Below are 26,622 nucleotides of genomic sequence, written 5' to 3' on the forward strand. Positions count from 1 at the left end.
TCGTCTGAATAAACGATGAACAGCATCAATTTTTTCTGCCGCTTTACATTTTATATTAGGAAATAAAATAGCCTACATCTCGTACATCTTTTTGCGCAGCGCCTGGATATCTTCACTTTCCAGATATTCGTCGTACGTAATCTGCTTGTCGATGATCCCGTTCGGCGTGATTTCAATGATCCGGTTGGCCACGGTCTGAACAAACTGGTGGTCATGTGACACAAACAGAATCGTCCCCTTATAATTGATCAGCCCGTCGTTCAAGGCAGTGATCGATTCCAGGTCGAGGTGATTGGTCGGTTCGTCAAACAACAGCACATTGGCGCCGGAGAGCATCATCTTCGCCAGCATGCAGCGGACCTTTTCGCCTCCGGAAAGCACTGCTGCTTCCTTCAGCGCTTCTTCGCCGGAGAAAAGCATTCTGCCAAGCCAGCCTCTGACAAAGGTTTCGGTCTGGTCACCGGAATATTGTCTGAGCCAGTCGACAAGGCTCAGATGAACATTGTCAAAATAGGCCGCGTTATCTTTCGGGAAATAGGACTGGGATGTGGTGACGCCCCATTTGAAGTCTCCGCTGTCGGCAGTTGTTTCCCCGATTAATATTTTGAACAAGGTTGTCTTGGGTAGACCGTTAGGACCTACAAACGCAATCTTATCGCCTTTGCTGACAATAAATGAGACGTTATTCAGGATCTTTTCCCCTTCTACTTCTTTGCTGATTCCGTTCACGGCCAGCAAGTCATTCCCTGCTTCCCTGTCCGGTTTAAAATCAACAAACGGATATTTGCGGGATGACGGTCGGATATCCTCCAGAGTCAGTTTTTCCAGAAGCTTTTTACGGGATGTGGCCTGTTTGGACTTGGAAGCATTGGCACTGAACCGCTGGATAAACTCCTGCAATTCTTTTTTCTTGGCTTCCGTCTTTTCATTAGCGTCTCTCATCTGCTTCAACGCCAGCTGGCTTGATTCGTACCAGAAATCATAGTTACCAACATAAAGCTGAATTTTGCCGAAGTCGATATCGGCAATATGCGTGCAGACTTTATTTAAAAAGTGTCTGTCGTGAGAAACGACGATGACGGTGTTCTCAAAGTTATACAGAAAGTTTTCGAGCCAGGTAATGGAGGCAATGTCGAGGTGGTTTGTGGGTTCGTCCAGCAACAGGATATCTGGACTTCCAAATAGGGCCTGGGCCAAAAGGACCCGGATCTTTTCATTGCCGTCGAGTTCCTTCATCTTTTTATCGTGGTACTCTTCGCCAATACCGAGTCCGTTTAAGAGGGTTGCCGCTTCGGATTCGGCTTCCCAACCGTTCATTTCTGCAAATTCCGCTTCCAGCTCGGCGATCTTCATGCCGTCTTCTTCGGAAAAATCGGGTTTGGCATAGAGAACTTCTTTTTCATCCATAACCTCACAGAGCCTTTTGTGGCCCATCATGACGGTTTTTAAGACCTCAACTTCGTCAAATTCAAAGTGGTTCTGCTTTAAGACAGCGATTCTTTCACCGGGGTCAATCGAGACATCTCCTTTATTGGCTTCTATCTCACCGGAGAGAATTTTTAAAAAGGTCGATTTGCCGGAGCCGTTCGCACCGATGAGACCGTAACAGTTCCCGGGGATGAATTTAATATTGACGTTTTCAAATAAAGCACGTCCGCCGTAACGAAGAGATATTCCAGTCGTACTGATCATTTTATTACCATCCTTATTCGTGCAACCAAGTCGCCATTATAATACAATCAAGTAGTCATTATAACATACGTAATCAACGTTTGTCGAAGGATTATAATTTTGCAGCAGCAATTTTTTCAGCAAGGTCGTTCAGATAGATCCAGCGTTCCATCTTGCCGGCAATGGCACATTCCAACGCTTCTTTCTCGGAAAGTAATTCCTGCAATTTGGCATAGTTACTGGTCTCCCGCGAAATGGTTTCATCCAGTGTACGCAAGTTTGCTTCGAGCTGTGCAATCTCTTCTTCGATCTTTCTGTATTCCTGTTCTTCCTTGTAGGTAAACTTCAATTTTTTCCTGGGTTCGGCGGTTTCACCCTGGGGATCACTACAATTAAATTGGTCTGAAATGCCTATGTTGCTTGAAGTGATTATAGTATTTGAAGTACTTGAACCACTTGAAGGACTGTTTCTTTTAGAACTATCTTTTTCTTCTCTGCCCTTATCCGTAATTTGTTCCTGATAATCGGAATAACCGCCGACATATTGCCGCAGTGTCCCGTCTTCCTGGAATTCAAAGATCCGGTCTACGACTTTATCCAGGAAATAACGGTCATGGGAGACGACGACCACAGCACCGTTGAAGTTCTCCAGGTAATCTTCCAAAATGGTCAGCGTCTCTATATCCAGATCATTGGAAGGCTCGTCCAGCAGTAGGATGTTCGGGGCTTTCATCAGCACGCTGAGCAGATAAAGTCGTCTGCGTTCGCCGCCGGAAAGCTTGGCAATGGTATTCCACTGTAAATCAGCTGGAAACAGGAAGCGTTCCAGCATTTGCGTGGCTGTCACTGTTCCGTCCACCGTCTCAATGTTTTCGGCAATACCCCGAATATAGGCGATGACACGCTGAGAGGGGTCCATCTCTTCGCTTTCCTGTGAAAAATAACCGATCCTGACGGTTTCCCCTGTAACGATCGTCCCGCTGTCCGGCTCAACCAGGCCCATGATCATTTTTAACAGCGTCGATTTGCCGCAGCCGTTTTTGCCAACAATGCCGATTCTGGCGTCACGCAGAATGATATGGTCAAAATCCCGGATCAGCATTTTTCCGGTATAGGATTTTGCGATATGGTTCATTTCAATGGTCTTTTTACCAAGGCGTGATGCCACCGAGCTGAGGTTCAGCTTCTCCCCGGCTGTTGGTCTTTCTCTCTCACTTAATTGCTTAAATCGTTCAATCCGTTCTTTGCTTTTCGTCCCTCTGGCTCTGGCGCCGCGGCTGATCCACTCCAGCTCCGTTTTGTAGAGGCTGCTGGTTTTTCTTTCCGTGCTGATTTCCATTTCTTCGCGCTGAGCTTTCAGCTCCAAATACTTGGTATAATTCGCCGGATAGCTATAGAGGTTTCCCCGGCTGATCTCAATCATCCGGTTGGTCACCCGATCGAGGAAATAGCGGTCGTGCGTGATCATAACAATCGCTCCGCTGTATTTGCGCAGATAATTTTCCAGCCAGAGGACCATCTCATTGTCCAAATGGTTGGTCGGTTCATCCAGAATCAAAATTTCGCTCGGTTTGACCAGAGCACGCGCAATCGCAACGCGTTTCTTTTCTCCGCCAGACAAAAAGCTGACATCCATTGAAAAATCCGTAATGCCCAGCCTGGTTAAAATCGACTTTGCTTCATATTCCATCAAGTCCTGGTCTTCGGATGAGGCTCCCAGAAACACCTGTTCCAAAACCGTCAGATGTTCACCGAATATGGGGTTTTGCGGAAGATAACTGATCCTGACGCCGGAAGCCATCGTCACCGTACCGGCATCCGGCGTTTCAATCTCGGCGATGATCTTTAAAAAAGTTGATTTCCCGGTGCCATTAGTCCCGATCACACCGATTTTATCTCCCTCATTTATGAATAGAGACATATCTTTTAAGAGTTTTTTCTCACTATAACTTTTCGTAATCTTTTCTGCCGATAATAGAATCAAATGAAGCACCTCACACTGGCTAAAAATAGTTTCGCATTCTCGCGGTAAAATAACTCCTTGCAAAGGCAGCCAATGTTAAAGATATCATATCGCACCTAAAATTTCTAATAACATTATTCCTGAATTAAAAAATCATAGATTTCCGTGGTTAGATTGGTAAGTGTATGGCCTGCCTCGGGTAGAATATTGATCTTACCCTGCGGAACCAATGTTTCCATCCGCCGAGCAGTCTTCGCCGAATGAAGCATGATATCTTTGCCGCCGACAAATAAAACTACCGGCATCGTCAAGGACTTCAGTTCCTGATCGGGAAAAATGGGTATCATTTCACGGCGAAAGTTGAAACTCTTGCCAATCAGCAATTGATAATCCAGCACGATATCGGGGATAGGCTGATTACCATTCACTTTATAGAAAAGTTTTTTTAGTCCGCGATCTCCAAAACACATATAGAACATCGCTGTAAAAAGGAAAGAACCCTTTTGCGGTCCGACGCCGGATGGGCAAAGCAAAACAAGCTTTTCTACTTTTTCCGGCCGGAAAACAGCATACTTGATCGCGAGCCAGGCACCTAAAGAAATCCCGATTATACTTGCTTTATTGATCGCTAACGCTCCAAAGACATCATCAAGCCACTCCGCATAAGCAGAACTGTCGAAAGGCAGCTGTTCTTCGGCACTTTTCCCAGGTTCCCCTGGAATATCGACGGCCGCGAAAATGCTTCGTATAGGTCGGCATATCACCCAGCCACATCACGGAATTCATCCCGCTGCCATGGAGAAGAATCAGCGGCGGCGCGTTCGGATCGCCTCCTGCTAAAACAAACGTTTTGCCATACCGGGTAGTCAGATGGATCATCTCATATTGCGTTGACCATTGTTCCAATAAAGCATCATATATCCTGAGAACTTCTTTTTTCCCTTCCGGAGTACGGAAGGCCATTCTGTTTTTCATAGCTTTCCCTCCATTCGATATTCATCTGCCATTTTCTTCTTGTCGTGTATTCATTGCTGGAAATCGCTGCCGAGCTTATTCCGGACCGTTTCCAGCCAGCTCAGTTCACTTTCATAGGATGAAATGATATTCTCTTGAATCATCCCCCACATAGTAAGTTCCCTTCTGCTTCTGGCTGGTGAAAACCTGCCTCTGCGGCTTTTCTCTTTTTCCAGGATGATCTGCATTTTTATTTGCTCTTCATATGCCAACAACAAATTTTTCAATTCCTCATCATTCAGGAGATCCGACCAGGCAAGCTGTATCAGAAATGTTTTTTTGATTTCCGCGATTTCCGGCGTTGAAAGCACCCATTTTTTCAATTCTACGATCCCCTCTGCCGTGATCGTATAGATTTTTTTGGCAGGTGAACTTTCCTGCATCTGGATTTCATTGGTCACAAAACCCAGGTTCAGTAGTTCAACCAAGGCTTTATAGATCTGATTGTTATTGCCGGACCAATACATAAACGATGAATCCTGAATAATTTTTTTCAGATCATACCCCGTCAGAGACTGCGTACTGAGAATTCCCAGAATCGCATAATTAATGGACATCATCATGGACATCATTTGTTCGTCTTCACTTCCATTTTAAAAAATACAGTAACATATGTTATTAATAACATATGTTACTGTATTTGTAAAGTGCTATCCCATTTATAAAGAGTTTTAATATCAAATCAGGTCTAATGCCTAATGCTTGTGATGCATATCCGGTGCATGATGATGCGCATGTTGTATGGTTTCATGTTCGTGCGGATGACTGTGCTCCCCTGTCGTAAAATCAGCGTGAACATGGCTATGATGGCCGTCACCATGATGATGGCGATGGTCATGACACAACGCTTCATGACGATGTTGATGGTCATGTTTCTCCCTAGCCGCATAATAGGCCCCGAATATCATTAGAATGGCTGCAATGATAAAATTACTTGTTATGGGTTCTTTGGCGACAATAAAAGATAAGCCAACGCCAATAAACGGTGCAACAGCATAATAGGCGCTTGTTCTAGCCGCCCCGAGGTCTCTCTGGGCTCTGACATAGAAAAGGATACTGAGGCCATAAGCAAAGAATCCCAGTATCAGCGTAAAAAGAATATAGCTGTAATCGGCTGTCATTTGTTTGGTGACAAAGGCAATAAGCAAGGAGCCAGCTCCAGATCCCAATCCTTTAATGACGACAATCTGCATAGGATCTTTCAGCGAAAGCATTTTCGTAAAATTATTCTCTAATCCCCAGCAGAGACAGGCCAGTAATACAAATATTGAGCCTGCGGAGAATGACAGTCCTTGAAGATCTTTTAGTGATAAGAGTATGCTGGAAGCAGTAATGAGAATGATTGCCGTCCAGAGCCTTGGCCCGATTGTCTCCTTAAAGAGCCACAAGGCAAGAAATGCCGTCGCCGCGATTTCAAAATTGCTCAATAGAGATACATTAGCAGCCGCAGTCGTAGTCAATCCGACCAGGAGCAGGATAGGCGCACTCATATCCAAAAGAACCATTCCAATTGTAAAGGGCAGATCCTTCCTGGCAATACCTGCTTCTTTAGATAACGGCTTATTTACTTTAATTATCAATCGCAGCACCAACATGCCGCTCCCTGCACCCAGATAGAGAAGCGCAGCCATCATGATCGGTGATAAATGGGACAATAGCAATTTGGACAATGGCGTGCTTATCCCGAAAAGTGCGGCTGCCAGGAGTGCCTGGAATACTGCAAACTTTTGTTTCTGCATCGAAAACTCCCTGCCTTACCTTGTCATAATCTCCGCGTTACGTGATGACATTTTGAAGTCAGTTAATACAGGTCCGACCTTCTCTGGGCAAGAAGCGGCAATTCACGGCGTACTTTTGTAACTTCAGCCAGGTCCAGATCCTGCATAATAAAACCTTCCCGTTCATCCATTTGCTGCAAGACATTCCCCCATGGTCCGACCATGATCGTGTGCCCCCAGGACGTATATCTGGCTTCCGGATCACGGGCTGGAGCAGCGCCCACCGTAAAAACCTGATTATCCACTGACCGGGTACGGAAAAGGATCTCCCAGTGGGCCGGACCGGTCGTCATATTAAAGGCTCCCGGCACAATAATGATCTTCGCACCCTGATCAACCATAAGCCTCGCCAGTTCCGGAAAGCGTAAGTCATAGCAAATACAGACTCCAATCGTTCCGAATTCCGTGTCAAATACAGTGGCCTTGTTTCCAGGGCTTAAGGTATCCGATTCCCGAAATTGCTGTCCGCCCTCAATCTCGATATCAAAGAGGTGAACTTTGCGGTGTTTGCCTATTTGCCGGCCTTGGCGGTCAAACACGTACGATGTATTATATATCTTGTTCTCCGGATCTCTTTCCGGCATCGAACCTGCAACGAGGTACATTTTATACTGTGCCGCCAGAGATGAAAGCTTCTGCCAGCATGCCCCGCCCTCTTCCTCTGCATAATCAGGAAATAAAGACGTCTGATACGGACAGTTAAACATTTCCGGAAAAATGACCAGATCGACATTCCCTTTAGCCAGGCTGTCCAAATGTTGTTGGAGACGGTTGAAGTTCTCCATTTTGTCTGGAGATACTTGTAACTGAAGCGCTGCAGCTCGAACAATAGACAAGAAGATCCATCCTTTACACGTTTTTTATTCTTATACATTCTCAATTTATCAAGCTGAACAATCATCAAAATAATATAGCACAAAAAAAATCCTAAAATACTTCTATTTAGGATTTTTATCTGCTTACTATCCATTATCATACACGTCCGGAAAAAGTCAACTGGTACCTTGTCAACTCTAACTTTACTTCATCCGGTCCAGCGCTTTCAAGATGCCGTAAATGATGGCCTGAGGCCTCGGTGGGCAGCCAGGGATATAGACATCCACCGGTACAAGTGAATCTATGCCGTTGCTGGTGGCATAGGAATCCTTGAAAATGCCGCCGCTGCAGGCGCAGGCACCTACTGCTACGACCAGTTTTGGATCAGGTGCTGCATGATACGTCTTCACCAGCGCCAGCTGCATATTTCTCGTCGCGGTGCCAGTCACCAAAAGCATATCGGCATGTCTTGGCGACGCCACAAAACTGATCCCGAGCCTTTCAATATCGTTGACAGGATTGTTCAGCGCATTTATTTCATAATCACAGCCGTTGCAGGAGCCAGAATCCACCTCTCTGATCTGCAGGCTCCGGCCGAACATTTTTTTAATCTTTGCTTCCAGGTCCATGCAGACCGCTTTGTAGGAGGTGTCAGGCAGGTTGTTTTCATCAATAATCAGCGTTTGATTTTTGACAGCCACTGTTTTATCCACGTGGAGCATTGCTTTATCCTTTTCAGCCAGCTCAAATTGATTGGTGGTCGTTACTGCGCCTGTCGGACAGACTTCTTCACACAGCACACAGAAGATGCACGCGTCATAGTTAATCCCAATGATTCCTGCTTCCTTAGCCATCACGATTGCCTGAGATGGACAGCGCAGGACACATTCCCCGCAAAAATTGCACTTTTCAGGATTGATTTCGGTCTGCCCCAGGAACGGACCTCCACTGGCGGGTACTTTGGGATATTCCTGGGTAAGCCTTGGATATTGAATGATCTTTTTTAGCGTCTTAAACATTTTTCGTCTTCCTTGCTCGTACCGTATATTTTGTTATCTGGGGTATGTCTGCATGCCACAATACCGCTTTCGGCCTTTTGTGCCATGGATGGCACAAAAGGCCGGAAAGTGGTATTGTGGCCCTCAGACCTGCCCTAGATAATGGTTTTTGATATATATAATAGAGGATGTGCCAAGAATCTGTATAGGTAATTTAAGAACGTGGTACTCATACATAGTACGCCGCTTGCTTTAGAGATCGTTCCCTGCGTAGGAAAGGTTAAAGCTTTTATTGATCAGCGGAAAGTCCGGCACAATATTGCCTTTGACGGCATGACAGAGGGCCGGCCAGTTGCAGAAAGACGGCGTCCGTATTTTATAGCGGTACACAGTATTGTTCTCGCCTGTCATCAGCCAGTGGATGTTCTCGCCGCGCGGGGCTTCGGTCAAGCCGAAAGCAAAGCGATACGGTTCAACAGCCTCAACAAGTTCCAGTACTTTCCCTGAAGGCATTTGATTGATCGCTTGGATCATCAGGTTAATGGATTCAAAGCATTCCTCAATTTTGGTATTCAGCCGGCAGTTGATATCGCCGTTGTAATGTTTCGGGATATTAAAATTGAGCTGCGGATAAGCTGCGTACGGGAAAGATTTCCGGACATCATAGCGCAGTCCTGAAGCCCGGCCACCTGGGCCGACCGCGTTTAGATCGGCCGCAATTTCCAGCGTAAGGATACCGGTATTTTCAATCCTGTCAATAAACAAGCTGTTGGCTTTGATAATCTCGACAGTTTCCTCAAGCTCGCGGCGGATTTTATTCAGCTGGCCAATCAGACTGGTTTCCTTTCCTGCCACAAAGTCTTTTCTAATCCCGCCCGGCTTATTGACACTTCGCAGGAAACGCATGCCGCACAGTTCATCAGCTAAGGCGTAGGCCCAGCCTCTGATCATCCGAAACTGGAACGTTGCAAACCCATAAGCAGCGTCAAGACAAACACCGCCGAGATCGCCCAAATGGCTGGTCAGTCTCTCCAGCTCGGCAAAAATGACCCGGGTGTAGGCTGCCCTGATCGGAGCCTCGATTCCGGCAATTTTTTCGATGGCTTGACAGTACGCCAGGGAATTTGCAAAGGTCTCATCTCCGGAAATCCGTTCTGAAATATACAGGCATTTCTCAATGCTTTGCTGTTCGGCCAGTTTCTCTATTCCTTTATGGACAAAGTACAATTGCGCTTCAAGATTAATGATCGGTTCTCCGGCCACACTGAAACGGAAATGGCCCGGTTCAATGATTCCGGCATGGACAGGTCCGACCGGAATTTCATAGACCCCTTCCCCTTCAACTTTGCGAAAGCTGATTTCTTCTGCAGCCCGCTGTGGTCTGTACCCTGCTGGAAAAGCTTTGTGCAGTGGATAAACCCCGTTCGGCCAGTTGCTATGAAAAACCAGTCTTTTGGCATCCGGATGGCCTATTGGGATGATTCCGAATAGATCCTTAATTTCACGCTCATACGTTGCCGCAGCCTGGATGACATGACTGATTGACGGTATTTCCATTTTGTCAGGACTGACCAACGTTTTTATCACCGGAAGCAACGTATCCTGTCTGTCCGCAAAAACGTAATAAACGCCGAAGCAAGAATTCTGGCTTTGCTCATCATTGGCAAACATCAGAACGAGCGGATAACCCAGTTCTTTATTTAAGTAAGCGCATATTCCAGGAATACTTTCCGAAGCTATTTTTAGGTAAAGCTCATGCTCCCGGCCCTTCCTGTTTCTCCCGCCAATATCGGCCAACTCTGCAACGAAGAACTTTTCTGCGATTATTTGTTTTAATTCAGATGCCTTCATCATCTCTACCTCTATTTTCAGCAATATTTCATTGACTAGTACAACGTTCTCAAATTCCCTGCTCAAATAATTCATCCAAGCTTGATTAGCCAAAATTAGGTCTGGGGGTCACAATGTTGCTATCTTTAAACCATTTTGTTCTAACAGGATTTACGAATCCCTTCCTTAGATTGTACCCAGGACAATGCTCTGGGCCTGAATGATCAGCTCCCGGACTGTTTCCGGCAGATAGATCCCGCCGGCTGCAACGGCTGTCAGTAAAACAACCAGGCAGACTGTTCCGGGAATGTTGATTTCTCCTGTCCTAGGATCAGCAGCCTCCGTACTGTCCGGCTGACCATAAAACATTTTAAACAGCGTCACAGCGATTCCGGCAAAGACAGCCGCCAGAAGCAGAATGAACACAATTCCGACCCAGAGGTTTAATTGGTTGAAGATTGCGGCGGTAATGCTGAACTCACTCGCAAATACGCTGAAGGGTGGTGTTCCGGCAATTGCAAACAGACCTAGCAGAAAGACCGTTCCGGAAATAGGCAGCGTTTTCAAAATCCCTTTGATCTTGAAAATCTGTTTGGTGTCATATTTCTGCATGATATTACCGGCAGATAAAAACAGCATGGATTTGGTCAGCGAGTGATTGATCATATGCAGCAACCCGCCAAAAATAGACAGCGGTGTAAAGATCCCGATAGCAACAGCGATAATTCCCATATGTTCAATACTGGAATAAGCCAGAAGCCGTTTATAATCCTTCTGCGTCAGAATAAATACAGCCGCGGTAGCAATCGATAAAATCCCGATCCCGATGAGGAGCCTCCCGGTAAAGCTACTGCTCCCCTGATTGTGATTCACAATGGCCGTCGTCCGGATAATGCCATACATCGCGCTGTTCAAAAGAACACCGGACAGCATGGCACTAATCGGAGAAGGGGCCTGACTATGCGCATCAGGCAGCCAGGTATGCATCGGAGCAAGGCCGGCTTTCGTCCCGAATCCGACCAAAATAAAGATAAACGCCAGGCGCAGAACGGAACTTTTTAAGGATGCCGCGTTGGCGTACAGCGCAGTCCAGTCCAAAAATGAGCCGTTCTCCAATATTCCGGCCGAAGAAAGGTGTAGTAAAATGATGCCGAGTAGGGCAACTGCAATACCGACAGAACAGATAATCACATACTTCCAGGCAGCTTCCAGCGCATAACGATTGTTATAAAAGCCGACTAAAAAGGCCGAGGCCAGCGTTGTCGCTTCAATCGCAATCCACATCAGACCCATGTTTTTGACTGTCAGCGCCAGTACCATCGTAAAAATAAAGGTCACCATCAGCATATAGTACAGCCGGATTTTTTTGGCCGGCAGCTTACCCTGTTTGACTTCTTCCTCAAGATAACCGATCGAAAAGATGGCCGCCATCAAACCTATCATCAGGACAATATCCAGAATCATCATGCTCAGGGCATCGAGATAGAAAAATCCGCCCAGCGAAGAATAAGCAATCGCTCCATACAGTATGACTTTATAGGTCAGGACAGCTGCGATGATCAGCAGCAGCACAGCAGATGAGACGCTGACGAGGTGCAGCAGCCGCTTCGGTTTAAGTATAAAGAGCAGCAGTAAGGCAATGATTGGAATGACCAGAAGTAAAAAGCCCATATCGTTGTATCTTATCCTTTCAGATTATTGAGTTGATCCGTATCAATGGAGTCGAATTGGTCATTAATTCGAAACGTCAGCATACCCATGATCAGAACGAAGGTCACCAGGTCAATGAATATCCCAAGGTCCACAATGAAAGGCATTCCCTGCGTTGCGAGCATGGCCGTGATATACAGACCGTTTTCAATGACCAGAAAGCCAATGATTTGTCCAAGCGCTTTTTTACGGCTGATCATAAAGAAAAGGCCGATCCAGATCACGGAAACCGAGTTGACGAGCTGCATATTGGACATCCCCTGGCTGCTGCCGTCAATCGTTGCCAGCGTGAAGTAAGAAAAAACAACCAGTCCGCAACAGACCAGAACCAGAATTGGAATATTTAAGATAAAGTCTTTTTCAACTTTGTACCTTACAGAGGCATATGTCCTGTTCAGAAGACCTGGAATGTAGATGACTTTCAGAACAACAATCAGGATACAGACAATCAAAATATCCCAGCGTCCTTCGTCCGACAGGCTTCTGACTCCCATGACCCCGGCAGCCAGAGCAATCAGCATGGACTGAATACGGAAAGACTTGATATAGGAACTGATTCGCTTATTGGCCATAAGCACAAAAGAAGAAAGTAAAATCAGCACAGATAAGGTTTCCAAAAGATTTTCAGACATGATAACCTCCCAGGATAAAGAATTGCAAAATTCCCAGAAAAGCGAGAATAAAAGATAAGGCAGCCAGATTCGGGATACTGAAAAGCTTAAACTTAACTGTATTGACTTCAATCAACGCGATGACCAGCGCCATAAGGGCCACTTTGAGCAAATAAAGCAGAAGTGACAAAATAACAGCGCCGAAGCCCATAAACGGAATCAGCTGGTCATGCGGAATGAAGATATTCACAAACAGGGTGATAAAAACCAACTGTTTCACGGCTGCACCGTATTCCAGTAAAGCCAGGTGCCGGCCTGAATACTCCAGGATCATCGCCTCATGCACCATCGTTAATTCCAGATGGGTGGACGGATCATCGACCGGAATTCTGGATGTCTCCGCAATGATAACGATCAGCAGCGCCAGCCCCACCATCATATAAACCGGATGAGCCAAAGGAAACCCTGTAACCTGTACGGTCTGCATAATGCGAGGCAGTGAAGTGGACCCGGAAAGGAGGCCTACCGTAAACAGGGTCACAAGGATGGATGGTTCAATCAGTGAAGAAATCATGGCCTCCCTGCTGCTTCCCATCCCACCGAAGGTACTCCCCGTATCCAGGGCTGCAGCCATCATAAAAAACCTGCCGAGTGCCAGGATGGAAACGAGCATAATAAAATCACCCGGAATCAGCACCGGTACAATCTTGGTTGACACAGGAATCAGTAGCGCGGCAGTCAGAGCTGTCGCAAAAACGATATACGGAGCTACCTTATAAATCCACGAAGATACCTCTGAAACGACAGAGGTCTTTTGCAGCAGTTTATAAAGATCAAAATACATCTGCAAGACAGGCGCACCTTTGCGCTTTTGGGTCAAAGCTTTGACCTTTTTGATCAGGCCGCTCACAAACGGTGCAGCCAAAAGAGTAACAATCAGTTGAATTAAAATATAGGTGATGCTGTTCATTGCTTCATTTCCTATCCTTCCCGGTGTACAGTCTTTCATTAAACTTCTGCCTCGAATGCAAATCCCTCAGTCAAATTGTTTAAGCCAAACGGTTATAGAGCATCAGTAAGAGAACTGCCGCAAATATATAGATCAAATAACTATGGATGCTGCCGGTTTGAATTTTATACTTTGTTCTTTGGGAAAACTTTTGAAGTCTTTTGATGACAGGATGATAGAGGTAATCTTCAAATATCGAGGCGACCGTCGTCGCATATTCGATTGACTCCGGATAATAGAAGGAGTCTCCCTCTGTCGTAATTTTCCTGGTTGGTCTGAACAGGATCCTGAAAACAATCTTGATCGGTTTGGAAAAACCGGTCGCGCTGTACTGCATGCGTGCATTCAGCGCTTCAAAGCCGCAGTCCCACGTTCCGTATTTTTGTTCGATATATTTACCGCCAACGATCCGGATGACCAGAAGCGTAAACAGGATGATTCCGGCCAAAGCCAGGACCAGGGCCATCGGAGATATAATGCCCGGGGAAACCGTCAGCGGATAATAAACCAGCATAAAGCCTCCCTGAAGCTGACTGAAGACTGAGCCGCCGCCGAGACTGCCAACGACCGGATCCAAGAGCTTTAAGATCGTTAACGGAAAAAGTCCGATCCCGAGACAGATCAACGCAAGAAGGCCCATCCCGATATTCATGGTTTTGGGAACTTCCTGCGCATTCGCCGCTTGTTCGCTTCGCGGAAGGCCTAGAAAGGATATCCCGAACAGCTTCACAAAACAGGCTGCAGCCAAAGCTCCGGTCAAAGCCAGCGCTGCCACGGCGACCGCCGAAAAGAAGTTTAAGCCGAACTGTCCGGGCAGTATATTGGCAAATAAGGACTGATATGTCAGCCATTCACTGATAAAGCCATTAAACGGTACAATGGCCGATATGGCCAAAGAAAAGCATAGGATCATGAAACCGGTAACGGGCATCTTTTTCAGAAGCCCGCCAAGTTTTTCGATATCTTTGGTATGTACAGCATATTGAATTGCTCCGGCTCCGAGAAACAGCCCCCCTTTAAACAGAGTATGGTTGAACGTATGCAGCAGCGCTGCTGTTAAGGCCAGGCCGCCGATGAGCAAATGGTTTTGGGCAAAGGCGATATACGAGACCCCTAAGCCAATCAGGATAATCCCGATATTTTCTACGCTATGAAAGGCCAGCAGTCTTTTAATATTATGTTCCATCAAAGCATAGGCAACCCCAAGTACAGCTGACAGCATGCCCAGAACAAGAATGACAATTCCCCACCAGGTATTCTGCACCCCTAAATAGCAAAGCACAAAACGGATCAGTCCGTAGATGGCCGTCTTGATCATGATTCCCGACATCAGAGCCGAGACATTGCTCGGGGCAGCCGGGTGAGCGTAAGGCAGCCAGATATGCAGCGGGATAACGCCTGCTTTTGTGCCAAAGCCAACCAAAAATAAGATGAAGGCAATGTTTCTGGCCATTTCAGGGATCGCTGCGCCATTTTGAGCTATCGTCAGGTCGAAAGAATGTGTGTAGTGATACATGATCATAAATCCAATTAAAAGACAAGCCGTTGCCAGATGGGTCATTACAATATATAACGTTCCGGCTTGCTGATTTTCTTCTTTTTCCGATTCAAATACCACCAGGAAATAAGACAGCAAAGACATTGCTTCCCAGGAGATATAGAAAAATACGGCATTGGCCGAGGTTAGTACAAAAAACATTGAAATAATAAACATTACATATAGAAAGTTAAACAGGCCGATGTTCCTTTTCCCGTTGTAATGGGAAATATAGCCGATCGAGTAGATCGAAACACAAAAGACCAGGATCGACAGTGCCAGCACAAAGAAAGCAGAAAGATTGTCAATACTGATATTTAGGGTAATGAACGGAATCGCGGATTGTAGCGAAAAAATGTTCAGCGTTCCAACGCCCGAGAAAATCTTTCCGACTGAAGCTGCCGCTGCGGCTGCGGAAGCCAAGATACATAGCGCATTGACAATCACATTGCCGGTATTTTGTTTTTTGACGAAGAGATATCCAAGGGAAATAACAGCTCCGAGCAGATAGCCAAATATTGAGACTAGATATAAATGATGCAGTAAAAGCTCCATGAAACATTCGTCCTCCATATATGAAATCAACGTTTAACCATTTGAACAGATCCCCCGCCAGAAATTCTCCCAAATCTCCTCAAAATGGACAGTCACATCTTCAGGTTGATAAATGAGGATGCTTGACAGCAGCCCGTGCGTCATGGCCGTATAGGATATTGCCACGGATTCGGGGTCTTGGCACCGGATGACCCCTTTATCCATATTGGTTTGAATAATATCTTTAACCATCTGGAACCGCTCTTCTGATAAGCAGTGGATTTTTGCAATCAGCGTTTCAGCGAAAGCTTTAGGTGGAAAAAGCAACAGCCTCTTCCAGAAATACAGTTTGGTCAGCGACTTGTCATAGTAATCGAAAATCATAACGAACATGCTTTTCAGATCATCACAATGCTCGTTGATCTCGAGAAAGTACTGGTTAATTTCCCGATTGATGACCGCATACAATAAATCTTCTTTACTGGAAAAGTGGGCATAGATTGATGCTTTTTGGATGCCAACTTCACTGGCAACTTCGGTTAGGGAAAACTCTGTCCCTTTGTCTGCAAACAGTCTGAAAGCCGAGTCCATCAGCTTTTGCTTCGTTTCCACCGTCGTGTTCCTCCAAAAAACAAAATGCCTACCTAACGTTAGGTAGCCTCAATAAATTATAGGATTGACCCAATAACTTGTCAAGCACTTTAGAAAAGTTCATAAAGTATCTTGCGCCGGAAAATAATAGACTTATAACGTTCATCAAGAAGAAAAAAGTGAGGCGTTACCACTGAATAAACTACTGAAAAAACTCCGTTTTAAATACATAGGGACCCTCAGCGTTTTGCTCTCACTTTTATTATTATGTTCAGGATGCTGGAGCAGCAAGGAAGTCGAAACGCTAGCATTTGTCACGCTAAGCAGCTTTGATTATACCCAAATCAACGGTCAGGATGTTTGGACTGCGGCCACGCTAGTCCTGGGAACACAAGGCAGTCAGGGACAGAATCAAGGAAAAGAGTCAGGTCCGAAAGTCAATACGGAACAGCTTATCACCGGTCAGGGACCAACAATGCAGGCTGCAATTAGAAATTATTCCGCAAAATTATCAACTGTCCCTTTTTATGGTTACGCTACAGGCTTTATTCTTGGGGAGGAGGCTGCCAAAGAAAAGGCACCTGAAATTATCGAACATTATGCCCGCTTCCCGCAGACCAGGCCACGCGATATTATTTTGGTGGCCAAAGGTGAAGCCAAGGAAATACTTAAGACGGGAGGCACAATGAACCAGTTGTTTTCTGAGGAGACATCCCAGTTTATCGATTTAAAAGCCACAAACACCGGCAAATCTTACGGTATGTATTTCTATAAGTTTGTATCCTGGCTGACAAGCACTGACCGTGATGCCGTTTTACCACAAATTAAGATTATGCCCTTGGAATCGGATAACAAAGAATCCGAAGCTAATCCCAAAACTGAAGGAAGCATTATCGAAGGCCTGGGTGTTTTTCAGTCTGGCCATTTGGTGGGCTGGCTTGATGAGGAACAAACGCTTGGTTTTCTGCTGCTGACGCAAAAAATAAACAAAGGCCCGATTTCCATCCCCGTTCAGAAGGACGGAACCATGTTTAACTATTTTCTAAGCAGTTCAACGTATAAAATAAAACCAGTCGTTACCAACGGAGAGATATCTTACCACGTTACAATTCAGACGAAAGGAGAAATTGATGAAAATAACAGTTTAAGGCTAACTAAAGAAGATATTGAACAATTAGAATCTGTTGCTAGTGAAAAAGTAAAAAAATAGCCACTGCAACAGTTAACCAGGCCAAAACCTACAAGGCTGATTTTTTGGGGTTCTCCGAAAAGCTGCATCAAAAAGATCCCAAAACATTTCATGCTTTGGGATCGGGATGGCGGGAAGCTTTTGTAAACTCTCAAGTAGAAATTAATGTGAAAGCAAAAATCATTAGCACCGGCAGACTGAAAGAAAAACTAGAAGTGAATCCTCCGAATGAATAAAATTCCTTTTAGAGGTGTTCATAAATTTTCCTTAATTGGGAAATAATACTCTATACCTTTTTAGATAGGATGAGGCCAACAAAAGATGTTTATCAATCGACTGACAAGAACCTTAAAAAGCTGGACAAATAAAGCACCTGAACCCACCGCTGCCCCTGAGCCTCCCAAAAAACAGCCGTTGTCCAGAAATTATGAGGATAACATAAAAAAACTGCAGCAGCTTTTTGCCAATTGTTCGGATGTCCAGTTCCATCCATTTCAAATTAATTTGGAAGAACCGGTAAGGGCTTTCATTATCTATGCCACAACTATCACGGATAATCAAGTGATCAGTGATTCTATACTGAAAACCCTGTTGGAAGAGACGCGCAAACTGCAGCAATTGACAAAGGGCGGCAACGCAAACCTGCTGCAGATCATTCAGGACAGCCTGCTGAATCTTACCGAAACCAGCATGGTTTCTAATCTGGATGAAGTCGAACGAAAAGTGTTTGCAGGCAATGCGGTTCTGATCATCGACGGTTCGTCTTCAGCCCTGGCTGCCGGGGTACGAGGCGGCGAAAATAGGTCCATTGTTGAGTCTGATACCGAACCAGGTGTGCGCGGGCCAAAGGATGGGTTCATTGAGTCCATTGATACAAACATGAGCCTCATCAGAAGACGTTTAAAAACCAGCAGACTTAAGCTGGAAACTTTAGAAGTTGGTGAGCTGACCCATACAAAAATTGCAATCTGCTATATTCAGGGGATCGTGAATGAACAACTGCTGCAGGAAGTGAAGCAGCGGATTGGCAGAATCAAAACGGACAGTATCCTGGAAGGCAGTTACATCGAAGAACTGATTATGGATGAGCAATATTCCCTGTTTCCGCTGGTACAATACACGGAAAGGCCTGATAAGGTCACTGCTTCGCTGTTGGAAGGCAGAATCGCGATTCTGGTAGATAATTCTCCGATGCCACTGCTCATTCCGGCGACATTTGTAACCATGCTGCAGGCAGCCGAGGATTATTATCACGGTTCAGTATTTGCGACGTTTACAAGGATTCTGCGCTTGATTGCCTTAAATTTGGCCTTGTTGCTGCCGTCAGTCACCGTTGCCGTTTTCTCTTTTCACCAGGAATTGTTGCCGACGCATCTCGTCAGTTCTGTGGCAGGAACGAGGCAGGGTTTACCGTTGCCAATTGCTTTGGAGATCCTTGTCATCGAGTTTACATTTGAACTTTTGCGGGAAGCCGGTATCCGGCTGCCGAAAACTATCGGTCAGGCTATCAGCACTGTCGGCGGTCTAGTTATCGGCCAGGCAGCTGTCAATGCAGGCCTGGTCTCCCCAATCTCCGTTATTGTCGTAGCGACCACGGCAATCGCGTCTTTTTCGATTCCAAATTATGATGCCGGCTATGCGCTCAGGATACTGCGGTTTATGTTGATTTTACTGGCCAGCATTCTGGGAGGAGTCGGTATCATGTTCGGCCTGATGATCATCCTGATCCATCTCTGCAGCCTACGTTCTTTCGGTGTCCCCTATTTGATTCCGTTTGCTCCTTTAAGCCTTGGCGAAATCAAGGATATCCTAGTCAGGGCTCCATGGTGGGCTATGTCCAAACGGCCAAAGTCGTTCCGTACGGTGGATCCTATCCGGCAGAAAGACAACCAGGGTCCGTCGAAACCAATGGATAGGAGGAAAAGGTCATAAATTCAGAAAAGATATCCGGTGTCCAACTTGCTTCTTTGATGTTTATGATTGTCATATCCACTGCGCTCCTGTTAATCCCCGGCATAACAGCGGAAAAAGCCGCAGAATCAGCCTGGCTTTCCGTCCTGATTGCGCTTGCTGTCGGGATCGTTAACCTCATGCTGATTTATTATCTGGGAAAGCGGTTTCCGAAGCTGACGCTGCCCGAATATGCCGAAATCCTGCTCGGCAAAACCCTCGGGAAGGTCCTGACTTTCTGCTATGTATTATTCTTTTTGATCATAAGTATTACGGTATTAAGAGAATTTACTGATTTTTTGAATATGAACCTTATGCCCGAAACTCCGCCTTATGTTTTTCAAACGGGTTTGATGATTGTGGCTGCCTATGCGGTTGTTAAAGGAATCGAAGTGATTGTGCGGGTCAACCAGTTTATTCTGCCTTTGTTTATACTGTCTCTGGCGATCTTGCTGGCGTTAGCCGTCAGAGATATGGATCTGAGCAATCTGCAGCCTTTTCTGGATAAGGGCGTCCTGTCCGTTGTGGATGCTTCCCTTGTTCCTATAGCCTGGTTTGGCCAGATTGTTATACTCGTATTTTTATTTCCAAAAGTAAACCAGGCAGAGGATATTTTAAAAAATGGCATTTTCGGAATTATCGCTGCCGGTATCCTGCTGACTTTCATTACTGTTGCCACCCTTACTGTTTTTGGGCCGGAATATACGGGTGATATGTACTTTGCTTTTCTATATTTAGCTAAATATATCAAATTCATTACAATTCAAAGGCTTGAATTCCTTGTTATATTTATCTGGGTATCCGGTATCGTCGTCAAAGTAGCCGTCATGTATTACCTGGAGACAATGACCTTAGTCCGGATGTTTTCTCTCCAAAGCAAGAAGTATGTTCTCCTGGGGCTTGCTCTACTAAATATTATTCTGCCAAACTTATTATTTGAGAGTCCTGTTGATGTCGGCCATTTTCTTAAGAATATATGGCCATTTATTGGTTTAACGTTTGAGCTGCTGATCCCTGGTCTGCTGTTGCTGCTGACTGTCATCAAAAAGAAAAAAGTGGGGCGTACCATTGAAAAAACTACTGAAAAAACTCCGTTTTAGATACATAGGGACCTTCAGCGTTTTGCTCTTACTTGTATTATTATGTTCAGGATGCTGGAGCAGCAAGGAGGTTGAAACGCTAGCTTTTGTCACGCTAAGCAGCTATGATTATACCCAAATTAACGGTCAGGATGTTTGGACTGCGGCCACGCTGATCCTGAAGCCGCAAGGCAGTCAGGGACAAGATGAAGGAAAGAAGTCCAGTTTGAGCGGCAATGCAGAACAGCTTGTTACCGGTCAGGGACCAACAATGCAGGATGCAATTAGAAATTATTCCGCAAAATTGTCAACCGTCCCTTTTTATGGTTACGCTACAGGCATGATTATTGGGGAAGAGGCCGCCAAAAAAAAGGCACCTGAGATGGTCGAACATCGTGCCCGCTTCCCGCAGACCCGGCCACGCGATATCTTTTTAGTGGCCAAAGGTGAAGCCAAGGAAATACTTAAGACGAGAGGCACGATGAACCAGTTGTTTTCTGCGGAGGTATCCCAGTTTATCGATTTAAAAGCCACAAACATCGGCAAATCTTATGGTATGTATTTCTATAAGTTTGTATCCTGGCTGACAAGCAATGACCGTGATGCCGTTTTACCACAAATTAAGATTATACCCTTGGAATCGGATAACAAAGAATCCGGAGATAATCCCAAAACTGAAGGAAGCATTATTGAAGGCCTGGGTGTTTTTCAGGCTGGCCATTTGGTGGGCTGGCTTGATCAGGAACAAACCCTTGGTTTTCTGCTGCTGACGCAAAAAATTAACAAAGGCCCGATTTCCATCCCCGTTCAGAAGGACGGAACCATGTTTAACTATTTTCTAAGCAGTTCAACGTATAAAGTAAAACCAGTTGTCTCCAACGAAGAAATATCTTATCATGTTACAATTCAGACGAAAGGAGAAATCGATGAAAATAACAGTTTAAGGCTAACTAAAGAAGATATTGAGCAATTAGAACCTGTCATTAGTGAGAAACTAAAAAAAGTAGCCACCGCAACAGTTAACCAGGCCAAAACCTACAAGGCTGATTTTTTGGGTTTCTCCGAAAAGCTGCATCACAAAGATCCCAAAACATTTCATGCTTTGGGATCGGAATGGCGGGAAGCTTTTGTGAACGCTCAAGTTGAAATTAATGTGAAAGCAAAAATCATTAGCACCGGCAGACTAAAAGAAAAATTAGAAGTGAATCCTCAGAATGAATGAAATCCACATCAGACAAATTCGCGCAGGACACCGGCAAGGCTTTGCAGTCCTTCTTCAATTTTATCGTCAGGCATATTCGAAAAATTGATCCGGAAAGTATTTTCCCTGCCGCCGTTCGGGAAGAATGAACCGCCGGGTACAAACGCGACGTTCTGTTCCAGGCTTTTGATCAGCACATCCCTGGCATTGATATCCGTCGGAAGCTCAATCCAGGCAAAGAGCCCTCCTTTGGGTCTGGTAAAGGTGACTCCCTCGGGGAAATGATCCTCCATCAATTTTATCGTCAGATTGCGGCGTCTTTTATAGACTTTGCGAATTTTTTCAATATGTTCATCGATATTATATAATTCAAGGTATTTGGCAATTTCTCTCTGGGCCAGGGTGTTGCACTGCAAATCCGTTCCCTGTTTTACAAGGACATATTTTTCAACAACCTTCTGATCACCGGCAACCCAGCCGATCCGGTAACCCGGGCAGAATATTTTGGAGAACGTTCCGAGGCTTAAAACACAGCCCTCGTGGTCAAAAGCCTGCAGGGACGGAAGCGGTTCATCCTCAAAACGCAATTCACCATAAGGATTATCTTCAATGATCATGACCTGGTGTTTCATAGCTGCCTTAACCAGGTATTCCCTGCGGGGCAGTGTCCAGGTTCTGCCTGTCGGGTTCTGAAAGTCAGGAATCACATAAATGAGTTTGACGTTGGGCGTACTGTCCAGTATCCTGTCCAGTTCCGCAGGGATCATGCCATCCTCATCCGTCGGCACTTCTTTGAATTCGCAGCCATAAGCTTTGAACGCACTGATAGCAGCAAGATACGTCGGACTTTCGCACAGCACGACATCTCCTTCATCAAGAAAGACCTTTCCGGAAAGATCCAGGGCCTGTTGTGAACCGTGGGTCAAAAGGATATTATCCGGCTCAAATTTGGTGCCCAGCCGGTTATTCATGCGTGCTGCAATCCATTTCCGCAAAGGAAGATAGCCTTCAGTGGTCGTATACTGTAAAGCCTCCGTCCCTTCTTCTTCCAGCACGATCCTGCTGACTTCCTTGATTTCGTCGAGTGGAAACAGCTCCGGTGCCGGGAGTCCGCCTGCAAAGGAGATGATTTCCGGATTTTCCGTGACTTTTAGTATTTCCCTGATTTCTGAGGCTTTTAAATGACTGATTCTTTTTGCATAGTTGTATTCCATGACGCTCTCTTTTTCCTGCCTTTTCGCACAAATTCACATATTTATTAGTATCCCACATTTGATAGGAAGATTAAAGTCCTAATCTAGTAGATCGATTCGTAAATCCCATAACAACAACGGTACCTTGGTTTGCCCGGATTAGCCTCCAGCTTTTGTAAATTAATTTTGCGAGAGAAAAATGTTATAATAAGTAGCGAGGTGATAGGAATGCAGATTCTTAAAAATGACTGGCATGATTTGCTTCATGCCGAATTCGATAAAGAATATTATCAGAAGCTTCGGAGATTTCTAATCGATGAATACCGATCCCGGATCGTCTTCCCGGATAAATTCGACATCTACAATGCCTTGCATTATACGGCGTATCAGGATGTAAAAGTGGTCATTCTGGGCCAGGATCCCTATCATGGCCCTCAACAAGCCCATGGTTTAAGCTTTTCTGTCCAGCCTGGTGTCCAGGCCCCGCCGTCCCTGATGAATATCTTTAAGGAACTGCACGATGATTTGGGATGTTATATTCCAAACAACGGTTATTTAAAGAAATGGGCCGACCAGGGCGTCTTGCTGCTCAATGCTTCGCTGACCGTCCGGTCCGGCCAGGCCAATTCCCACAGTAGCATAGGCTGGTCCAAGTTTACCGATAAAATCATCGCGCTCTTAAATGAGCGGGAAGACCCTGTTGTTTTTATCCTCTGGGGAAAAAATGCCCAGTCTAAGCTGAGCATTCTCAATCCATCCAGGCATTGTATCATCAAATCTGTTCATCCCAGTCCGCTGTCTGCCCATGCCGGTTTCTTCGGCAGCAGACCGTTTTCCAAAGCCAATCAATTTTTGGTCTCGATTGGCAAGAAGCCAATTGACTGGCAAATAGAAAATCTGCCTGCCTCATCTACCACATTAGCCGGATCGCATCGTCCGTGATTTGGACTGCGCCTTCTTTGAGCAGCCTGCCTAACGCCCGCTTGAAAGCGGATTTGCTCATTTGCAGTTCCGACTTGATTTTTTCAGGAGAACTGTTGTCATTGAGCTTAAGCACACCGCCGTTTGCTTTTAACTTCTCTAAAATGACCCGGGCATCCGTCTCTATTTGCTGCGCGATCTCTTGTCTTAAACTTAATTCCAGCTTGCCATCCTGTCTTACCTTCTTGATTCGGATGTCGACCTTATCACCGATCGCGATGCTGCCACACAATTCCTTATTTGGAATCATCCCGTGATATTGATTATCCACGGCGACAAACGCACCAAACTCAGGATTAAAGTTATAGACAGTGCCATGGGCATTGTCATTTTCTTTATAAGGAGAGTTTATTTTGAGCAAATCATATATTTTCATTGTGGCATATAATTGATGGCTGTTATTGAGCGCTAATCCCACCAGGTAGGCTCCGCCTTTTTTGACCTCACTGACTTGCTCTTTAAGCGGCAGCAATAAGTCTTTCTCCAAACCCCAGTCTAAAAAAGCGCCAAATTCTGTCGTATCGACGACAGTTAAAGCAGCCGTTTCACCAAGTACCAGCCTTGGTTTTTTTATGGAGGCCATGATCCTTTCTTTCGTATCCTTATACACAAATACTTCGATTTTATCACCTATTCTGATATCCTTTGGAGCCAGGCTTATCGGTAATAATACACTATTTTGCGTATCGTTCTTTGCATTCAGGATATACCAATTTTGAGATGTTTTCACGACTTTTAGTTCCTGCATTTTGCCATATTCAATCATCCAAATTTCCTCTTTATTTCATATATCTGATATCAGCTCTTAGTATTTCCTATTATATCTTTATTTAGAAGATTGTACTACTATCGGTCATTTTTATACTAAAATCCAGGAAATCATACGATCTTTGACTCCCTGGATCAAACGATATCCAAGTCTTGATTCGCAGTTAATTCACAAGTTCAAATTCACTATTATGCCGATTGTAGCGGAAGACCTCACCCGTTTCAATAATATAGTACCAGCCTTCGATTGTCAGCGTCTGATTCAGGACTCTTTCCTTGATAAACGGATATGATAACAAATGTTTGAGCTGCTCCACAATGTTGATTTGTTCAGTCATCCATTCCCTTTTCGCCATTTCCGATTCTGGAATATTCATTGCTGTAATCTTTTCTTTAACATTCCCTGCCAATTCCAGCCATTTTCGGGTGTGCGGAATCGATTGCATTTCTTTCTCCGAGGCATATAGCGATTTGCACCCTCCGCAATTGGAATGGCCGCAGACTACGATATGCTGAATGCCAAGAATATTGACGGCATATTCAATTGCAGAAGTCGTGGCCAAATACTCTTCTATATTACGGTAAGGCGGTACAATGTTGGCGATATTCCGGATAACAAACAGTTCTCCGGGTAAAGTTCCGGTGATTAAATTGGGTACCAGTCTCGAGTCCGAACAGCCAATGAATAACGTATGCGGGCTTTGAGAATTCCCTAATTCTTCAAAAAGCTGCCTGTGCTCCTGGAAATCCGTTTCTTTAAATTGAATAAGGCCCTGAAGTAATTTCTCCATATTTTACATCCTTGCTTCTTATTTATACCTCGATAATGTCCGTTCCTCCGCCCGTGAGACATCTGCCGCCGGCAGCACTTACCACATAGGTGTCTTCCACGCCCACCATGCCAATGTTGGGCAGACCCTTTTTCGGTTCGAGCGCGATGACCATATTCTCAGTGAGTTCCGCTAGAAAACCATTCGTAATCACAGGCAGTTCATCGACATGGAGTCCAACGCCGTGCCCGAGAAACTTAACTTGCCGTTCCCCATACCCCATAAAGTTCCGTCTGAAGTCTTCACTGAGCGTGCTCATTACCGATTGATAGATTTCCGACGGTATCGCCCCTGGAATCAGTTTTTCTGCCAGACGCTGCTCAATTTCCATACAGGCGCGATGCGCCTTCACAACATCGGCATCAGGCTTGGCTCCAAAAATATAGACCTGGGTTTTATCGGAATGATAGCCATTGCAGCCAAAACCGACATCGACAAAAACCAAATCCCCTTTTTTTAGCTTTCTTTCCCGGCTGCCTAACAAAGGAACGGCAGGACACATACCATAGGCCCCACCGGGGCCGTCAAAGCTGGTTGGGTAAAGAGAGCTTTCGCCAAAACCAATCTGTCCGGCAACCATTTCCGTCTGAAACATGGAAAAACGGCTAACACCATGATGCCCAATCTTAATCATGGCGGCATAAAGTTCCGCTACAAAATTGGCCTCGCTCATACCTTCCCTGAGCAGCGGCGGAACAAGTTCATGCAGCAGCTTACAATGGTTTTTTCCTGCTTGTTCCACCCATTCCAGCTCGTACGGCGATTTGACCGCTCTGACCGACAGCACCAGCTTGTCTACTGAATGAATACTTGTCATCGTGAAGTACTTCTTCAGCCGCTGCAGCATGGCGAGCGGCACAATCTCTGTTTCAAGATACGTATTCCCTAGCCCAGGTCCGATCATCCCGGCCGCATCACGGTAACTTTCCATCGGATAGATCGTTGTCAGAGGCGATTCAGCTTTGGCGCGATCATAACTACGGCGCACAAAATAGTGCCGGGTCCGGTCTTTTTGAATTACAAGCATGCCGTCCTGCATTGTTCCTGTAAAATAATACTGATTCACTTTACCAAGTATAAGGATAGCATCCCATTCAGGATAGGTCTGATCCATGAGGTCGCATAAGTGATTCAGTCTCCGGTCAAGTTCGTTTATCATAAGTGCCACAGCCAATTCCTCCGTTAGACAATGTATCGCGTACTTCTCTAGAGTTTACCATACTTTGCGTTTTTTCAAAATGGTGCAATTCCCTGACTTTGAAGTTTTACATTTTCTTGACAAAAAGTTAATTTCAAGCTAAGATTTAAGCAATATTTGATACTGTTAAACCGCAGAATGAGAGTAGTAACATGATGTTTGCTGTTTCAA

At 45.3% G+C, this 26,622-nt stretch carries 20 protein-coding genes and 2 pseudogenes; 5 read left to right on the forward strand and 17 right to left on the reverse strand.

Annotated features, from left to right (window positions below):
* Window positions 1-72: 72 nt before the first annotated feature.
* The 13 genes and pseudogenes from DEHRE_RS07545 to DEHRE_RS07605 all read right to left on the reverse strand — a co-directional run bounded on the left by DEHRE_RS07545 (window position 73) and on the right by DEHRE_RS07605 (window position 16,083).
* Complete coding sequence (locus tag DEHRE_RS07545) at window positions 73-1,692, reverse strand: ABC-F family ATP-binding cassette domain-containing protein (protein WP_019226108.1); 1,620 nt, start codon at window positions 1,690-1,692, stop codon at window positions 73-75.
* Between the two features lie 91 nt (window positions 1,693-1,783).
* Window positions 1,784-3,655, reverse strand: a complete 1,872-nt coding sequence (locus tag DEHRE_RS07550) for an ABC-F family ATP-binding cassette domain-containing protein (RefSeq protein WP_019226107.1) — start codon at window positions 3,653-3,655, stop codon at window positions 1,784-1,786.
* Between the two features lie 113 nt (window positions 3,656-3,768).
* Window positions 3,769-4,609: pseudogene (locus DEHRE_RS07555) on the reverse strand (alpha/beta fold hydrolase).
* Window positions 4,610-4,659: 50 nt separating this feature from the next.
* Window positions 4,660-5,220, reverse strand: a complete 561-nt coding sequence (locus DEHRE_RS07560) for a PadR family transcriptional regulator (RefSeq protein ID WP_019226106.1) — start codon at window positions 5,218-5,220, stop codon at window positions 4,660-4,662.
* A gap of 123 nt (window positions 5,221-5,343) precedes the next feature.
* Window positions 5,344-6,387, reverse strand: coding sequence for a DMT family transporter (locus DEHRE_RS07565; protein WP_019226105.1), 1,044 nt, complete (start codon window positions 6,385-6,387; stop codon window positions 5,344-5,346).
* A 62-nt stretch (window positions 6,388-6,449) separates the two neighbouring features.
* Window positions 6,450-7,262, reverse strand: coding sequence for a carbon-nitrogen hydrolase family protein (locus tag DEHRE_RS07570; RefSeq protein WP_025205727.1), 813 nt, complete (start codon window positions 7,260-7,262; stop codon window positions 6,450-6,452).
* 183 nt (window positions 7,263-7,445) lie between these two features.
* Window positions 7,446-8,261 carry an NADH-quinone oxidoreductase subunit B family protein gene (locus tag DEHRE_RS07575; RefSeq protein ID WP_019226104.1) on the reverse strand — a complete coding sequence of 272 codons (816 nt, stop codon included), beginning with the start codon at window positions 8,259-8,261 and terminating at the stop codon, window positions 7,446-7,448.
* A gap of 231 nt (window positions 8,262-8,492) precedes the next feature.
* Window positions 8,493-10,166, reverse strand: a complete 1,674-nt coding sequence (locus DEHRE_RS07580; RefSeq protein WP_019226103.1) for a hydrogenase large subunit — start codon at window positions 10,164-10,166, stop codon at window positions 8,493-8,495.
* A 90-nt stretch (window positions 10,167-10,256) separates the two neighbouring features.
* A complete protein-coding gene (locus tag DEHRE_RS07585; protein WP_019226102.1) occupies window positions 10,257-11,741 on the reverse strand; it encodes a hydrogenase 4 subunit F in 1,485 nt (494 codons plus the stop codon).
* Window positions 11,742-11,752: 11 nt separating this feature from the next.
* On the reverse strand, window positions 11,753-12,412 hold the full coding sequence (locus DEHRE_RS07590; RefSeq protein WP_019226101.1) for an NADH-quinone oxidoreductase subunit K: 660 nt from the start codon (window positions 12,410-12,412) through the stop codon (window positions 11,753-11,755).
* Window positions 12,405-13,400, reverse strand: coding sequence for a respiratory chain complex I subunit 1 family protein (locus DEHRE_RS07595; RefSeq protein ID WP_019226100.1), 996 nt, complete (start codon window positions 13,398-13,400; stop codon window positions 12,405-12,407). Before DEHRE_RS07595 ends, DEHRE_RS07590 begins: the two co-directional genes overlap by 8 nt.
* A gap of 40 nt (window positions 13,401-13,440) precedes the next feature.
* Window positions 13,441-15,492 carry a proton-conducting transporter transmembrane domain-containing protein gene (locus DEHRE_RS07600; RefSeq protein WP_019226099.1) on the reverse strand — a complete coding sequence of 684 codons (2,052 nt, stop codon included), beginning with the start codon at window positions 15,490-15,492 and terminating at the stop codon, window positions 13,441-13,443.
* A 33-nt stretch (window positions 15,493-15,525) separates the two neighbouring features.
* A complete protein-coding gene (locus tag DEHRE_RS07605) occupies window positions 15,526-16,083 on the reverse strand; it encodes a TetR/AcrR family transcriptional regulator (protein WP_019226098.1) in 558 nt (185 codons plus the stop codon).
* A 226-nt stretch (window positions 16,084-16,309) separates the two neighbouring features.
* On the opposite strand from DEHRE_RS07605, the pseudogene DEHRE_RS07610 reads away from it, so the two are divergent.
* The 4 genes and pseudogenes from DEHRE_RS07610 (at window position 16,310) to DEHRE_RS07625 (ending at window position 21,502) form a co-directional block, all read left to right on the forward strand.
* Window positions 16,310-17,487, forward strand: a pseudogene (locus tag DEHRE_RS07610) (Ger(x)C family spore germination protein).
* Window positions 17,488-17,572: 85 nt separating this feature from the next.
* Window positions 17,573-19,183: a spore germination protein gene (locus tag DEHRE_RS07615; protein WP_019226096.1), complete on the forward strand. Its 1,611-nt coding sequence runs from the start codon at window positions 17,573-17,575 to the stop codon at window positions 19,181-19,183.
* A 38-nt stretch (window positions 19,184-19,221) separates the two neighbouring features.
* Window positions 19,222-20,301, forward strand: coding sequence for a GerAB/ArcD/ProY family transporter (locus DEHRE_RS07620; protein WP_019226095.1), 1,080 nt, complete (start codon window positions 19,222-19,224; stop codon window positions 20,299-20,301).
* A complete protein-coding gene (locus DEHRE_RS07625) occupies window positions 20,270-21,502 on the forward strand; it encodes a Ger(x)C family spore germination protein (RefSeq protein ID WP_019226094.1) in 1,233 nt (410 codons plus the stop codon). The genes DEHRE_RS07620 and DEHRE_RS07625 overlap by 32 nt, the downstream gene beginning before the upstream one ends.
* An 8-nt stretch (window positions 21,503-21,510) precedes the next feature.
* On the opposite strand, the gene DEHRE_RS07630 is transcribed toward DEHRE_RS07625, so the two are convergent.
* A complete protein-coding gene (locus DEHRE_RS07630; RefSeq protein ID WP_019226093.1) occupies window positions 21,511-22,695 on the reverse strand; it encodes an aminotransferase-like domain-containing protein in 1,185 nt (394 codons plus the stop codon).
* 207 nt (window positions 22,696-22,902) lie between these two features.
* On the opposite strand from DEHRE_RS07630, the gene DEHRE_RS07635 reads away from it, so the two are divergent.
* Window positions 22,903-23,616: a uracil-DNA glycosylase gene (locus DEHRE_RS07635; RefSeq protein ID WP_019226092.1), complete on the forward strand. Its 714-nt coding sequence runs from the start codon at window positions 22,903-22,905 to the stop codon at window positions 23,614-23,616.
* Here the strand turns inward: DEHRE_RS07635 and DEHRE_RS07640 are convergent.
* From DEHRE_RS07640 to DEHRE_RS07650, 3 genes are all read right to left on the reverse strand, one after another.
* Window positions 23,585-24,421: a CvfB family protein gene (locus tag DEHRE_RS07640; RefSeq protein WP_019226091.1), complete on the reverse strand. Its 837-nt coding sequence runs from the start codon at window positions 24,419-24,421 to the stop codon at window positions 23,585-23,587. The two genes, DEHRE_RS07635 and DEHRE_RS07640, sit on opposite strands and share 32 nt — an antisense overlap.
* A 166-nt stretch (window positions 24,422-24,587) precedes the next feature.
* Window positions 24,588-25,214: a carbonic anhydrase gene (locus DEHRE_RS07645; protein WP_019226090.1), complete on the reverse strand. Its 627-nt coding sequence runs from the start codon at window positions 25,212-25,214 to the stop codon at window positions 24,588-24,590.
* 22 nt (window positions 25,215-25,236) lie between these two features.
* Window positions 25,237-26,421 carry a M24 family metallopeptidase gene (locus DEHRE_RS07650; RefSeq protein WP_019226089.1) on the reverse strand — a complete coding sequence of 395 codons (1,185 nt, stop codon included), beginning with the start codon at window positions 26,419-26,421 and terminating at the stop codon, window positions 25,237-25,239.
* Between the last annotated feature and the right edge of the window lie 201 nt (window positions 26,422-26,622).

Source organism: Dehalobacter restrictus DSM 9455, from assembly GCF_000512895.1.
Taxonomy (GTDB): Bacteria; Bacillota; Desulfitobacteriia; order Desulfitobacteriales; family Syntrophobotulaceae; genus Dehalobacter; species Dehalobacter restrictus.

What these genes read in the sequence shown, in the direction of transcription:
- DEHRE_RS07545 (WP_019226108.1), bottom strand. Translation starts at nt 1,692, where the DNA reads ATGATCAGTACGACTGGAATATCTCTTCGTTACGGCGGACGTGCTTTA.
- DEHRE_RS07560 (WP_019226106.1), bottom strand. Translation starts at nt 5,220, where the DNA reads ATGATGTCCATGATGATGTCCATTAATTATGCGATTCTGGGAATTCTC.
- DEHRE_RS07565 (WP_019226105.1), bottom strand. Translation starts at nt 6,387, where the DNA reads ATGCAGAAACAAAAGTTTGCAGTATTCCAGGCACTCCTGGCAGCCGCA.
- DEHRE_RS07575 (WP_019226104.1), bottom strand. Translation starts at nt 8,261, where the DNA reads ATGTTTAAGACGCTAAAAAAGATCATTCAATATCCAAGGCTTACCCAG.
- DEHRE_RS07580 (WP_019226103.1), bottom strand. Translation starts at nt 10,166, where the DNA reads ATGAATTATTTGAGCAGGGAATTTGAGAACGTTGTACTAGTCAATGAA.
- DEHRE_RS07585 (WP_019226102.1), bottom strand. Translation starts at nt 11,741, where the DNA reads ATGGGCTTTTTACTTCTGGTCATTCCAATCATTGCCTTACTGCTGCTC.
- DEHRE_RS07590 (WP_019226101.1), bottom strand. Translation starts at nt 12,412, where the DNA reads ATGTCTGAAAATCTTTTGGAAACCTTATCTGTGCTGATTTTACTTTCT.
- DEHRE_RS07595 (WP_019226100.1), bottom strand. Translation starts at nt 13,400, where the DNA reads ATGAAAGACTGTACACCGGGAAGGATAGGAAATGAAGCAATGAACAGC.
- DEHRE_RS07600 (WP_019226099.1), bottom strand. Translation starts at nt 15,492, where the DNA reads ATGGAGCTTTTACTGCATCATTTATATCTAGTCTCAATATTTGGCTAT.
- DEHRE_RS07615 (WP_019226096.1), top strand. Translation starts at nt 17,573, where the DNA reads ATGTTTATCAATCGACTGACAAGAACCTTAAAAAGCTGGACAAATAAA.
- DEHRE_RS07620 (WP_019226095.1), top strand. Translation starts at nt 19,222, where the DNA reads ATGTTTATGATTGTCATATCCACTGCGCTCCTGTTAATCCCCGGCATA.
- DEHRE_RS07630 (WP_019226093.1), bottom strand. Translation starts at nt 22,695, where the DNA reads ATGGAATACAACTATGCAAAAAGAATCAGTCATTTAAAAGCCTCAGAA.
- DEHRE_RS07635 (WP_019226092.1), top strand. Translation starts at nt 22,903, where the DNA reads ATGCAGATTCTTAAAAATGACTGGCATGATTTGCTTCATGCCGAATTC.
- DEHRE_RS07640 (WP_019226091.1), bottom strand. Translation starts at nt 24,421, where the DNA reads ATGATTGAATATGGCAAAATGCAGGAACTAAAAGTCGTGAAAACATCT.
- DEHRE_RS07645 (WP_019226090.1), bottom strand. Translation starts at nt 25,214, where the DNA reads ATGGAGAAATTACTTCAGGGCCTTATTCAATTTAAAGAAACGGATTTC.